15 protein-coding genes are annotated in these 13,346 nt (G+C 44.5%); 1 reads left to right on the top strand and 14 read right to left on the bottom strand.

All coding sequences use genetic code 11. The features are described from left to right. The 14 genes from AC1XUF_RS05620 to AC1XUF_RS05685 form a co-directional block, all read right to left on the bottom strand. Positions 1-267 carry a phosphopantetheine-binding protein gene (locus tag AC1XUF_RS05620; protein WP_483340688.1) on the bottom strand — a complete coding sequence of 89 codons (267 nt, stop codon included), beginning with the start codon at positions 265-267 and terminating at the stop codon, positions 1-3. Between the two features lie 35 nt (positions 268-302). Continuing rightward, positions 303-1,580, bottom strand: a complete 1,278-nt coding sequence (locus tag AC1XUF_RS05625) for an ABC transporter permease (protein ID WP_483340689.1) — start codon at positions 1,578-1,580, stop codon at positions 303-305. A 2-nt stretch (positions 1,581-1,582) separates the two neighbouring features. Then, the gene (locus tag AC1XUF_RS05630; RefSeq protein ID WP_483340690.1) at positions 1,583-2,332 is read right to left on the bottom strand and encodes an ABC transporter ATP-binding protein; all 750 of its coding nucleotides are present in this window, start codon (positions 2,330-2,332) and stop codon (positions 1,583-1,585) included. A 14-nt stretch (positions 2,333-2,346) separates the two neighbouring features. After that, entirely contained in the window at positions 2,347-3,378 is a 1,032-nt protein-coding gene (gene darH, locus AC1XUF_RS05635; RefSeq protein ID WP_483340691.1) for a BtrH-related acyltransferase DarH, read from the bottom strand. 5 nt (positions 3,379-3,383) lie between these two features. Beyond that, positions 3,384-3,782, bottom strand: coding sequence for a flexirubin biosynthesis protein DarG (DarG, locus tag AC1XUF_RS05640; protein WP_483340692.1), 399 nt, complete (start codon positions 3,780-3,782; stop codon positions 3,384-3,386). Positions 3,783-3,831: 49 nt separating this feature from the next. Next, positions 3,832-4,974 carry a dialkylresorcinol biosynthesis protein DarB gene (darB, locus tag AC1XUF_RS05645; protein ID WP_483340693.1) on the bottom strand — a complete coding sequence of 381 codons (1,143 nt, stop codon included), beginning with the start codon at positions 4,972-4,974 and terminating at the stop codon, positions 3,832-3,834. 2 nt (positions 4,975-4,976) lie between these two features. Further along, positions 4,977-5,885, bottom strand: a complete 909-nt coding sequence (locus AC1XUF_RS05650) for a hypothetical protein (protein WP_483340694.1) — start codon at positions 5,883-5,885, stop codon at positions 4,977-4,979. 22 nt (positions 5,886-5,907) lie between these two features. Then, on the bottom strand, positions 5,908-6,390 hold the full coding sequence (locus AC1XUF_RS05655; RefSeq protein WP_483340695.1) for a hypothetical protein: 483 nt from the start codon (positions 6,388-6,390) through the stop codon (positions 5,908-5,910). A gap of 42 nt (positions 6,391-6,432) precedes the next feature. After that, positions 6,433-7,491: a methyltransferase gene (locus AC1XUF_RS05660; RefSeq protein ID WP_483340696.1), complete on the bottom strand. Its 1,059-nt coding sequence runs from the start codon at positions 7,489-7,491 to the stop codon at positions 6,433-6,435. A 6-nt stretch (positions 7,492-7,497) separates the two neighbouring features. After that, complete coding sequence (locus AC1XUF_RS05665) at positions 7,498-8,226, bottom strand: YdcF family protein (protein WP_483340697.1); 729 nt, start codon at positions 8,224-8,226, stop codon at positions 7,498-7,500. A 136-nt stretch (positions 8,227-8,362) separates the two neighbouring features. Then, on the bottom strand, positions 8,363-8,998 hold the full coding sequence (locus AC1XUF_RS05670) for a hypothetical protein (protein WP_483340698.1): 636 nt from the start codon (positions 8,996-8,998) through the stop codon (positions 8,363-8,365). Positions 8,999-9,021: 23 nt separating this feature from the next. After that, positions 9,022-9,636 (bottom strand): hypothetical protein, encoded by a 615-nt coding sequence (locus AC1XUF_RS05675; RefSeq protein ID WP_483340699.1) that lies wholly within the window; start codon positions 9,634-9,636, stop codon positions 9,022-9,024. Between the two features lie 34 nt (positions 9,637-9,670). Then, positions 9,671-10,930 (bottom strand): flexirubin biosynthesis putative acyl-CoA ligase FlxY, encoded by a 1,260-nt coding sequence (gene flxY, locus AC1XUF_RS05680; protein WP_483340700.1) that lies wholly within the window; start codon positions 10,928-10,930, stop codon positions 9,671-9,673. Further along, on the bottom strand, positions 10,927-12,642 hold the full coding sequence (locus tag AC1XUF_RS05685; RefSeq protein WP_483340701.1) for a C45 family autoproteolytic acyltransferase/hydrolase: 1,716 nt from the start codon (positions 12,640-12,642) through the stop codon (positions 10,927-10,929). Before AC1XUF_RS05685 ends, flxY begins: the two co-directional genes overlap by 4 nt. A gap of 56 nt (positions 12,643-12,698) precedes the next feature. Between AC1XUF_RS05685 and AC1XUF_RS05690 the strand changes: the two genes are divergently transcribed. Further along, positions 12,699-13,325: a 4'-phosphopantetheinyl transferase family protein gene (locus AC1XUF_RS05690; protein WP_483340702.1), complete on the top strand. Its 627-nt coding sequence runs from the start codon at positions 12,699-12,701 to the stop codon at positions 13,323-13,325. The last annotated feature ends 21 nt before the right edge of the window (positions 13,326-13,346 follow it).

Below are 13,346 nucleotides of genomic sequence, written 5' to 3' on the forward strand. Positions count from 1 at the left end.
TCAGGCCGTTTTGGTATGAGCAAGAATGTACTCCGCCATATGGTTTACATCCACCAGAATTTTTCTCCCTTCCGCGGGGTTGGTGATTTTAATGCCATACTCGCGTTCAAGCAATACAACCAATTCGAGTGAATCAATAGAATCCAGCCCAAGGTCACCGCCAAACAAGGGTTCATCGTCCCTAATATCCGCCGGATTGATATCTAATAAATTCAAATACTGCACAATCTGCCCTTTAAGGATGGGCTTCAAACTTTCTATGTCCATTATGAGTTGATTATTTGCTTTCTGCGAATTCAAACTTAAATAATTCTTTCTAACCTGAGCTTAAAATACGTGCCTAATTGACAGACCAGGATAAAAACACCTAAAAAAGAGAATACATATCTCAAATCCTGCCAGCTTCCTCCTTTGAGAAACAACACGTAAAAACCTTCGAGGCACCAGTGTAAAGGCGAAAAGTTGCTCGCAAACTGCATGAAACCCGGCATCACGAAAGTCGGGACCAAAATCCCGCCGATGGCGCCGAAAACGATGATCGATATAGCACCAAACCCATTGGCCTGTTGCTCCGTCCTAGAAAATGCACCTATCATTAAAGCGTAGCTCACCGCAGCCATACTGCTGAGAAAAACGACCGCAGCCAGTGCGATAATATTTTGCGGAATAGTCAGCTCGGGAAGTCCGAGTTTGGGCAAAATCCAGATTCCCATTGAAAATGTCAGGGTCACCTGCAAAATGGCAACGACTACGTACATGGCCATTTTGCTAAACATGACCAGCATAAAGGTGGTAGGCATGGTCTTTAACCTCAGAAAACTGCCGCTCACCCTCTCCTTGACGATATTGCTACCCAGGGATACTACCATAAAAAACATGGCGAAAATCGTCCAAGCGGGTACATTGTGCTGGGTCGAATTGGGGATAGCCGTGGAATTGTTGTTACTCGCAACGATCTGATCAATGTGAACACGGTTGGCGATCATCTTTTTCTTCAAAACCTCCGACTTATTTCCAAGATCCATATTGGCATACATTCTGTCGATCATCAGCGAATTCTCGATCACACTCATATAAGACTGTATGATCCCCATTACAGAGTAGCTGTAATTCTCCTGCAATACCGGATCATTATAAAACGAGAGGCGTGGCATGTCCACTTTTCCCGAAGAACCCATGTCGTGTTCGAGACCCAAATCATCCATCAGAATGGCACTAACGTCGTTGGCATTACTCTCCAGACCAGCCGAAAATGTCCTGGGAATGTACAAGGCCAGCATTTTGCCGCGCGCTAGCAATTCTGATCTTAGTGATTTTTGCCCGATGTTGTTCTGGGAATCGACTTTGAAAAGGCCCGAGCTGTCCAGCAATGCCACCAGCTTGTTGCCTTCTTTGCCTTCATCGTGATTCACTACCAGCAACGGGATTTGGTTTTCGTTGACCATTTTATAGGCACTGTCCTGAATAATGGTAATGATGAAAACCAGCAAAAGGGGCATGAGAAAAAGCAGCGCCAGACCAATTTTATCATTGATGAGAAGCAGGAACTCCTTTCGTAAGGATGAGAATATTTTAAACATGTTTAATCCCTATATTCCTCTCCCGTCAGGCTGATGAATAAGGACTGTAAGCTCGAAACCTTGTTTTCAGTTTTCAATCCTTGCAATTCACCCTTAGCAATCACCTTTCCATGATCGATCAAGGCGATATGTTTACAGAATTCCTCAGCCTCGGACATATGATGTGAAGTATAAATTATTGTTGTCCCTGCCTGATTGACGGATTGCAGATACCGTATAATCGCATTTCGGCTTTGCACGTCCACTCCGACGGTCGGCTCATCCAGAAAAAGGATTTCAGGCTCGTGGATGATCCCGATAGCCAGGTTGATCCGTCTTTTCATGCCCCCGGAAAATGTGCCCACTTTCTTATCGGCCGATTTGGACAAACCCAAGACTTCAAGTAAATGTTCACGGCGCTCTTTCAGGATATCTTTTGAAATATTGTACATCGCACCAAAATAGTCCAGGTTCTGCCTAGGTGTAAGCTCCTGATAAAAAGCATATTCCTGAGGAACGAAGCCTATTTTGGCCTTTCTTTCGCGCTCTGAGATCCGGGACCCGCCAAAATAGTAGTTGACATGCCCCGAAGAGGGAGCAGTGATCCCGCAAAGAATAGATATCAATGTTGTTTTGCCCGCGCCGTTAGGCCCAAGCAACCCAAAAACATCTGCACGGGCAATATCCAATGACACATCCGTCAAAATATCTTGCTGAGAAGCTGTATATCTTTTTGAAACTTTCAGGATTTCAATACAAGTAGAAGTTTCCATATCCGGTCGAAGGGCTACTTTCCCAGATTGAGGCTCGAAAGTTTTTGAAACGCCTCTTTCTCGACCAGGCGGATATCCAGTAACATATCGGCGATTTCGTCAAAATCCTTTTGCTCAGTCAACCGGCCTTTGTACACACCTGCCATTTTAATGGCACTGGCACGCCACATATCTCCGGCTTTGGTGAAATCTTCCGAAATATTGGCGATACGGTCGTCTTGCATATATCCGGCCGCCTCTTCAAGAAACGCGCCGTAGAGGAAGCGAAATCCACCACCGCCTGTCCCTATTTCTTCCTGCATCCGTACGATCTGTCCTAGATAAAGACTTGCCTTCTTAAGTCCGAGCTTGTCACGCCATTTGCGGATATGGTTGGAAGTATGTCTGATGCCATTCACACCGGCAAAATTACCGGGAATGCGGATCATATCCCGCACATTACGCCGTATACCGCTCACGATTCCCTTGCGGATCGTGTCGTCGGAGATTGGACGTACTTTTTCGGGATAATAGATATGGCCTTTCGGAGCAAGCGGACCCTGTGCGAAACGGACTCGGGTCAGTTCCGGACGGGTTAAAGTGGTAACATCCTCCATCACGGGATCGCTGATTAGGTAACGATCGTCCTCCCGCCCGTAGACGATCAGGTTATGAGCGTTGAAATGGAAACGGTATTCCTTTGGAAAATAAGTCAGGTGAAACACACCTACCTGGCAGCCAACCGGCACGCCTTCCTTGACTTTCTGATCGAGGAAAGCTTCGGCAGCAGCGACATTGGAGAATTTCTTTCTGGTAACGTCCACTCCTAGGGATTTGCAAGTTCTTCTGAAGATAGCCCCAGGCATTGTCCTAAACGAGATCGCCGGGCCGTTATTGACTGTCAAAAAAGGGATCTGAATATAAAAAAGCCCCGAACCCATTCCAAAAGCCAATGGCTCGGTCATGAAATCCAGGCCATGGTAACGTAGCAGAGCTGTGGTAACCCCGTTTTCGCAATGCGCTGTTTGAACATGCCTGAACTCATCCGTCTGACTATCAATATTCACCTTGCTCAACCTTTAAAATTTTTCAATTCATCAACTGTAATATCGAAAGCACTAGCATATTTTTCAAGCTTGCGATCGCTTAATCCTTCAAAAACCGAAGGTTTCAAATGCCTCTTGATAAAAAACGGAAGAAATCCGGTATAACCCGACAGTACAGGCAAATCCATCAGCCTCAGTTCCATGAAGTAATGAACCGGGCTCTTTTCACCTCGTGCCACTGCGTTCCTTGCCTCTTGTATCCGCTCGTTCACGTCTTTCCAGGCACTGTCCAGTGCCTGTGCCTTCACCTCCCACCCCCTGCTCAGCGCTGTTTCGTATTTCCCATCGTCATTCTTGACGTAGCATACTTCCCTGGTAAATTTATCCAGTGCACCCGGGTCTTGCGGAAGATCCTGTTTTTTCATTTTGACTCTGTGACTTTTAAAATTTCTCTATTAAAGCCATACCCGGTTTTCAACACACCGTCAATAAACAGAACATGTAAGAAAAACGTGAGCTCTCAGGGACGGCAAGAAGTATTTTTTCCCCTTTTTTTAGGGCACCACAGTTGAAGACTTCTTCCAGCATCATATAAATCGAAGCGGAACCAACATTACCCTTGGTGACCAGGTTGGTATACCATTTCTCCTTTGGCACCTCGATTCCATTTTCTTTAAGAAAGGCATCGATCCTGTTTTCAAAAAAGTAACTCGAAAGGTGTGGCAAAAAATAACTTACATCATCCATGCTCATCCTCTTTCTGGTTAATATCTCTTTCAATTTGGCAAAACCCAATTTAACAATTTTTTCACTCAGCAGCTTCACGTCCTGCTTGATGCTGAAAATAGACTGATCGTTGACTTCCTCTGTCGAATAATCCTTATAACTTTTGAGACTTCCATCCGCCAGTTTTTCGGCACCCATATACATACAGGCCTCTTCCTCGTTGGCGTAGGAACATCCTTCAATCCAATCAATCTTCAGCGAAATCCCTTCAGTATTAGGTTCTGATTGCACTAAAAATGCCCCTGCCCCATCAGAAAGCATCCAACGCAGAAAATCCTTTTCAAATGACAGGTAAGGGTTTTGTTCAAGCTTTCGCAATTGCTGAACTTCTTCCTCAAACTGGCTTGCACGCAAAACGGGCGACAACCTTTCCGATGCACAGGCCACTGCATTCTGTTTTTCACCTAACCTCACGGCCATGTAGGCATATTTGAATGCATGCATACCCGCACAACAAACTCCGGAAGGCGACACAACCTCAATCGTTTTTGAGGCGGGCAGATAACCGTGTACCATTGACCCGTGAGACGGCATCAACTGGTCGGGGCTTGAGGTAGCACAGCTCAGCAAATCCATTTTACTTAGCTCATCGGGATGCTTTTCGAATAACCCTTTTACCGCCAGAGCAGCCATTTCCGCATTTGTATGCGTGGACGTTCCGTCTTTCCTAAGTGCGTAATACCTTTCCTTTATGCCATTATTCCGTAAAACAATTGCTTTCGACTTGGATGGTTTCCCGTTGATGAATCCTAAATACTCTTCCATTTCTTCATTCGAAATGGACTCATTTGGCAAAAATTTGGCAATTCTGGTAATATATGCTTCTGACATTATTATCTGTTTTCAACACCACAAAAGTATTCTTTTTTCTTCTTAATCGTATTTCTTGTAAACGGGGCAACAAGCAAATTGTAAACAAACAGGATGAGCGGTGCAACCATAAACAAGGCTATCAACAAATAGTATTTAAAAAAGCCGACCAATCTTTTTCTTTTTGCAGGCGTCGTCCCTCTTGTTTTGATCAGATTGGCCCATATCCTGAACAGCTTTTTGGCCCTCTGCTCAATGAACAAGATATCCGTTGGAATCTCAATCAATCCAGTCTGAAGAATTTCACTTTGCAACCCCGAATATGTTTGCTTTTCAAACGCGCCCTTTACAATTTCACCAAACCTCGATCCGCTATTGATGTCATCTCTGCTAACACCCGGGAAAGGAAAAATATTCCATTTTCGATCCTTACGGCCAGTCAGCATCCAGTGCAAAATGGTTACGGCGCTAATCAGGTTGGATGTTCTGTCCATCAAAGGGATGTTGCCGACCAGTTTCCCGCCGGCATCCGCAATCAACCTTTTAATGCTTTCCTGAGAGTTAAGCCACATATTCCTTCCACCGATGATGGTCACAATAGGCGTGCCTTTCATCAATTTCTGAAAACCCGCATCTTTTAGTAAAGAAGTAACCGGTAGAGAAGGAGATAAAAACCAAGGCTGGTATCCCAGCACAATAAGATCGTATTGACTGGCTGCAAACTGAAGTGGTTTTAGTTCAATGGGCTCCTCCAGAACACATTCCGGCATCTTATCGAAAAATTCGTCGGCTGTCCACGGAAATACAAAAGGCTTGGCAGGAAAAACCTCCACTCTGTCTACAATACTGCTATCAAATGGTCGTAAAAATTGGTCAATAATTTCATTCAGTTGTCCGGATTGCGAGTAATTGACGGCTAGTATTTTTTTCATTAAAATCAATCCATTTATTCGATTACTTCAAATCGGCTTCTTTGAGAATTTGGGAGTCCTTTGCATAATCAGTAATCACTGATTTCAGCTCTGCGTCAAGTTGACCGTAGCCTTCGACAATCGCTTGCTTGTCCTCGGCCAGCGCTTTATTATATTTCAAAATGCCCGGCGCGTGTTCCTGTACTGTCAGCCTCAGAAATCGGAACTCGGTGTTGGACGGATTGCTCTTGATCTCGGCTTCCAGCAAACGGGCTCCTACCTTAAAAGTTTTCACCTTTCCCCCGGCCCCCTTCACAAAACCCGCTTTTTTCATAATCAATGCACCTTTGTACGCATTAACTTTTGAAGACCCTCTCTCGCTTTCAAGCATGGCCAGTACCTTGTCCATGCCTGCTTCGTCCCCACCAGACAGCGCCTTGTAATAAGCAACTCTGTTCGTCTGTGCGAATATGCAAGTGAACCAGGTCAGAAAACTTATAAAGAAAACCAGTGTGCCCCGCTTCATGTCATCCAAGTATTTACGAATTCTTTTCTCAAAAGGATTATGCTACCTTTTTTTTCTGCATTCAAGAATTGTATGATAGCTGTCCCCGATCAACGGATAAGTTTCAACGACTTCAAATCCGGCCCTAAATACCAAGTCCTTCATAACGCCTATCCTGTACATTTTACTATTTCCGTTAGCCATGATTGTAAAGTACAAGGATGTAGCCACCAGACTGTAATGTGCTGCAGGATAATTCTGGTTGTCAAAAAATGGTTCCAGAATGAATAACGTAGTGTCTTCCGAGGCTGCCTGACAAGCATTCTCGAGAATTTGTACAATCTGTTCTTCTGAAAAGCAATCCAGGAACTGGCTCATCCAGATTACATCCGCGCCCTGGGGTATTTTTTGCTCAGCATCGAGCAAATCAATCGCATGGAAATCGATACGGTCCAGCAATTCTTTTTCTGTGGCGTTCGCTTTTGCAACTTTGAGCTGAACGGGCAGGTCCAATATCCTGATCTTAACATCACTGTTGTAAGCACAACACGCAAAAGACCATTTTCCGGTATTCCCACCAATATCGAAAAGCACTTTGGGACTCTTCCGGAAGACTATTTTTAATGCCTCCGGGAATGCATTATCGGAGTAATAATGATCGAATTCAAACCAGGAAGTTTTCGCCGGCTCGGGAAGTATAGAAAGCCCTTCGTAGATCGTGGGCCAGTCTCCCAACACCTTGAGCCCCTCCGGTTTTCCTTTGATGAAGCTCTCCGTCATGCTCTTTGCGCCCAGATAGCATACGTCGTTCATAAAGTTCATATTGACCCGGGTCATCTCATCCTTCAAAAGGAAAAATCCGGTCTTGCTGATCTTCACAATATCCTCTTCAATTTCAACCACTCCCAGTATTTCAGCAGCTTCAAGAAGCAGATTAACCGCATATCCCGATGCAGAGATGTTCTCAACAATTTCAGAAATAGCTACCCCCTTGCGGTGATTGCTTATAAATTGTAAAATCCCCAAATTCCTCAGCGCAATGACAGACTGAAAATACATCGGGCCAAACGCTATCTTCTGTGCTTCATACTTGGCCTCGACGGCTGATAATTCTTTTTTCATTTTAAACTATTGTGGTTCTTTATTCTGCACAGATGAAGGTATCATTCTGTCTTTGTATTTCTTTCTGAGCTTTTTTGTCTTAAGGTCTTCCTCGTTCCAGATGATATTCTTGCCCATAGTCCCTTTGAAACGCTGGAAAAAGTTTTCCCTATCAGATAGTTTAACAAATTCCGGCCGGATTGTGCTCCGATTGTCAATTTTAGGCTCGTACACATTTATAACTTTAAGTGTGTCTATCACCGTAGGCAATAGCCCGATCGGCAAATCAAACCGTTTGATAAACTTACGCATGTAGCTGGTCTGGACAGGGTCTGTTGCAAGCGCAATTTTTACAAACCCTGAATCTTTTGCAAGCCGGTAGGAATAATATACGTTTTCTGTACTATGCTGGGCCCGTTCCTCGGTAAACAAATGTTCGCGCGGGACACCCAGTGCTTCGGCATAATTGGCCATCACGCGGCTCTCAATATAAGGAGTCGCCACGGCAGCGCCCGAAAAAATAATGTTTTTGGTATATCCCTTGGAATAAAGGTAGTAGGCCCAGTGTATCCGCATCTGGAGCACCATATCCCATTTCTGACCGTTGTAAGGGAATCCCGGAACAATCACTGCATCGTAGGGACTGTCTTTGAGACCTTTGTGAAATGCTTTTTCGGCAGAGCGATACAGCATTTTCCCGCATCCGGAAAAAAGAAAAGAAACGAGCAGTGAGAAGACCAATGATTTGATTCGCACGATAGTGGGTTATCAATTTAAACAGTAAGCTGTGACTTGTTTACCGGTTGCTGGTAAACAAGTCACAGCTTACAAAAAGATGCTATGGTATCGGTAATGAAATCTGGTTTTAAAAATAAGAAATTCTATTCATTTTCTATGCTTTGTACGACTTACTCCATTTTTTATATAGTTTCGAGTCGATCTCCTGATTGATTTTGTACACGCCACCTGCCCAGTAGTTGCGGAAACCAAATCCGCCGGCCTTGCCTTCTACCTTTTCCGTATAGAGTACTTTCTTGGTTTTGAGATCTATAAACGTTACCCAGACATTCAGCTTCTCTGCGGTTTTATTCAAAGACTCCACCACGTAAACAATACCGACACCGTCGTTTTCACTCAAGGTATAGCCCGCAACCGATTTCTTAACCTGATCCTCGGTGATCGCATAGTCCGATTCAGTAATGTTGTCGGCCACATTTGCAGCCTTGTTATGCTTAATCATATCCCCTACTTTGGAAGCATATTGGTCATCTTTCAGGTTAAATGCCTTCTGAAGCGAGAATTTCTTGGGCTCCATTTCGATCAGGTTGTTCCAGCTTGCCATGTGCTGGTTCTGGATAGCTGCAGGATCGGTGAACCCTGCCGCGCCGATATACTTGGCTTGTGTAAAATCCAGTCCAAGAAATACAAGCTTTGTTTTTCCGGCAAAAAGGTCCGCCATCGTGTTATCGGCCGAAGCAAATCCGGCACTCAACATTGCAAGTGCAAAAAATAACAACTTTTTCATCATGCGAGATTGGTTAGAAACATTGATTATTTGAGCTTTTTCTCAAGAAACGACGCCAGCGTCTTGCCTGCTTTGGCATAAGATTCGGCTAGCCGGGCGCCTGTATCGAAGTCCATTCCCAAAGCCATGCTGCCTGGCACGTTTCTCATAGCAAATTCTGCAACGGTGTTGGATTTATTGGCTGATTCGACCAGATCGATCTCGTAGTCAACATATGCATTTTTCCGCATTACACCCACATTAAAACCTGGTTCCACGAATGTGGTATGAACAACCATTGTGTATTTGGCATCCGGCCGCGACTGAACAACCTGCAGCCCCTTGTCTTCCATTCCTTTATTGAAAAGTTCTTCAAATTTGGGTTCGTAGCGTGCCTTGCGGTCGGCTACCCAGGACTTCTTCCAGTTATCGCCTTTCCCCGGTTCTTTCGCATTGTACTCGGCAGATTTTTTGTCGAGGTATTCCTGTTCGGTTGCGAACTTTCCAACTCCAAATTTGGAATAATCGTACTCGATATTGACTATCTTTTGATCTGATAAAACGTCCACGTCACCTGATCTTAATTCAACTCTCTGGGCTTGTGAAACGGTGGCGACCATTGCCATAATGGCCAAAAGGGGAGCATAAACAAACTTTTCCATCTGAGTAATTTTATTTAAAATGGTAATAGAGGCGTCAAATATAGATCAATTTTTCAGGTTTGCGTTTCTCCTGTTTGTATATTCGAAAGCTAAGTTCTTCAGCGGTCACGAAGTCCAAGGCAGGACTCACCCGGAGCCTTGATTTGAACAATGAATGCAGCATTTCCTTGAAAACCGCAGTCTGTAAACTCATCGGCAAAAGGACGGTAACCTCATCATTCCCATATTCATTTTTAGACACGACGACTTGGTACAATTCGATTTCTTTCACCATATCCAGTACGTCAAAAAGCGCTGGCGGAAAAATGGTAGTCCCCTTAAACTTGATCATTTGCTGCTTTCTGCCCACTACCGGTCCTAGTCTCGGGCTTGTTCTCCCGCAATTGCACGGGCTGTAATAAACATGGCACAAGTCCCCTGTTTTGTATCGGAGCAGCGGCATTCCTTCCACGCCCAACGTTGTTACCACTACTTCTCCCAGCCCTCCTTCGCCTACCGCATTTCCATCCTCGTCCACCACTTCCAGAATAAGCAGATCGGGATTCAGGTGGCCCCCCTTTCCTTCACCGCATTCGGTAAAAGCAGCACCCATCTCGGTAGAGGCATAGGTAGAGTAAAGCTTTACATTCCATTGGGAGGTGATTCTTTTACCCAGCTCATTTAAAGTAAAATCAGGATTACGGATCGGCTCGCCAATGCAAATGATCGATTTGACGGTCGATGATTGGAAGTCGATACTGTTGGCGATCGCATAGTCAATCAACCTGGGGATAAAAGAAGGGATAGCAATGATTACTGTCGGTGAAAACCGCTGAATCGACTCCCACTGCAGAAATGGCGCCCCTGGCCCTACCCTGATCATCCCGGCCCCCATTTTTCTTGCGCCCATCCAATAAGCAAGGCCTGCCATAAAACGACGGTCAAGGGTGGTCATCAATTGGTAAACATCATTTTCATTACCCCCAGCGCACTGGAATGATGCTGCTTCATTGGTCGCTAATCGTTCGATATCCGAGTCGGTAAGATAAAAGGCAACCGGATCGCTTAGTGTACCCGACGTGGTCACAAAATCTGCTATCCTGCTTTTAGGCACACAGAGAAAATCATCGTTGGCGGCAGCCAGATCGTCCTTTGTGGTAAATGGCAGCTCTACAAGGTCGCCAGCGACGACAATCGATTCGATATCAATCTTTTGCTCACGAAAGACCCGCTGATAATAAGGAGAATGGTCACTGACGTAGGACAATAAGTATTTGAGTTTATGCTCAGGCGTCTCGTGGTGCATCTCTGTCATTTGGAATCGGATTTGAAATAAAAACCGGAATGGGTAACCTTCTTGCAATCAGAAATTTTGCTCCTGATCGATTCTTCCTCATCTAACGAAGATACGTTGTGCCTCATGGCCTCCCGGTAGTAACCTATTGCCTTTTTAAAGTTTTCTTTCTTCTTAAAATAATCACCCAGGAACAGATAAGTAAGATAACTCTCCGGGTTATTGGATATAAATGACTTTTCGGCATCAGGCAAGAGGACAAAAGGCACGTCCAATAGTACGTACTTACTGATTTTCTGCTTGGTTTCCTTAAAAGCCTCAAACTTTTTATAATCCGCCGACCTCAAAAACGGGTCTTCCTGTATTTGCAGAGAATCGACTGTACCGAATTTCTTTTTCCCGGAAAACACATCGTTCAGGTTGTAACAAATGAATTCGCCAAGCTGATAAGGCGGTGTAGAAATCCATAATTCCTTTTTCTCAGGCTTAAAAAGGATCCCATGGTGGGCAATTAACTGGTTAAGCGATTTGGAATTACCGTATCCAATGAATTGATCATCAACGCCTTCTTTATCCCTCAATATGTTTGCGGCTTCTTCTGCATCAATGGGAGAAGACCGTCCTATGAGCTGCGTCATGCGGTCAAACCGTGATTTAGAATCTGAATCTTTAATGTTTTCAATGTTGACCGAATCCTTAATGAATGCGCTTCCCTGATAGTGATTGGCACAAACCAGGAAATCCTTCCCGGAATCGTACAAGTCCATTTTTTGCGGCGACTTTTCAATAATAACTGCCTTATCGTCTGCGGCGGAGCCAATCAACAGCGATTCGGACACGAAAGTCTGACTTTTCCCCGCGATCCTGTGGGCCTCTTCAATCGTTCCCGCATACTGCAGAATCTGACGCGCCAGGATAGAAATGGGCTCTTTGGCAGCAAATGGAATATCTGATTTTGAAGCATTAAGCGTAACTGTAATGCCTTTTTCATTCATACCCGACACCACACCCGTAAGCCCTGCCCATGCGTAAGAAGCGAATTTGTAACCTTTGTCAGGTTTCATAAAAACGATCAGTTTATCTTCTGCAAAGGCATCACCCATGTAGAAATCGAAGTTCCTTGCAATAAGTAATGTCGAATCCTTTGACAGTGCATGGTTTACGGCAAATGAAGTGCAGCCCACCATGTTCAGGTCGGCAAGCGCATGCCCTATATCATGTGCCGCGTGGTAATTAAGTATCCGGTAATACTTAGGGCCAATGTAGTCGAACTGGTCTGAAAATGATTGGGAAACTCCATAGATCTCCTGCTGATTTTCCTCAGGTATATACTTATAGATATCCCTGTTGAACCAACCGACGAACCCTTTCAGAATCTGCAAGACAAACCTGCTTGGAACCAGTTCCCTGATCTGGCTCACGAAATGTACTTCCTGCTTCTCCATTAACTCCTTTGCAAGCATTCCATAGATCAGTCCGCGCTCATACGGTGCCCCTTCCAGGTACATTTCCCAAATGCCATATTTGTTCTTTTTAAGCCAGCATTTCCCAATTCTATAATGGTTTTCCGCAACTTTAACGCGCTTGTAACTTTCCGTAGTTTTAGTACTTTCAAGGTCGGGGGAAGGTACTCTGATCCGCCAGATGAATATTCCGAAGACAATGCCGATCAACAGGAATAAAATACCGAAAAATTTAAGGACACTTCTTGCAATTTTATTTTGGGGCCACATATCCGGGAAAGAACAGGCTTGATTTTTTGCCTGTTTCAGATCAAAATTAACAATAAATGGGGATCAGTTATATAAAAAGGCTTTCGGAAGATGCGACACTAGGACTTTGGAACGTCACCGAAACCGGTCAGGAATTAAAGGCTTTGCTCGATTTGTCGCCCAAAGATCAGGAGTTACTGGCAGCAAAAAAGACAGAGGCACGAAAGCAGGAATGGCTTGCCTGCCGGGTTTTGCTGAAAAACATGGTCGGGTTTAATGCAGAAATCGGTTATCACGACAGCGGGAAACCGTTCCTGCAAGACCATGACCAGTTTATATCGATGTCACATTCCGGCTCCTTTGTTTGCGTATATCTCCACAAAACCAATTCAGCCGGCATTGATATTCAGATCGTTAAAACCGACATTTCCAATGGGGCCGATTTTTTTCTGAGTGAAGCCGAATTACACTGGATCGACCTGCAAAATAATATTTTACTACACACGGTATGGTCGGCCAAGGAGTCTGTTTTCAAATATGCGGGCGACCGTGATATAGATTTCAAAAAACATATCATTACCAAACCGTTTTCAGGCAACCAAAATGGCTCTATTGAGGTTACCTTGCTGAAACAAAATCACAAGCAAACAATCCAGGTCCAGTACGAGAATTTTGAAGATTACGTAATGGCCTGGACCATCTGAAGACTAAATAAATAACCTAAC

It is taken from the genome of Dyadobacter sp. HNCC25DJ185, assembly GCF_056895195.1.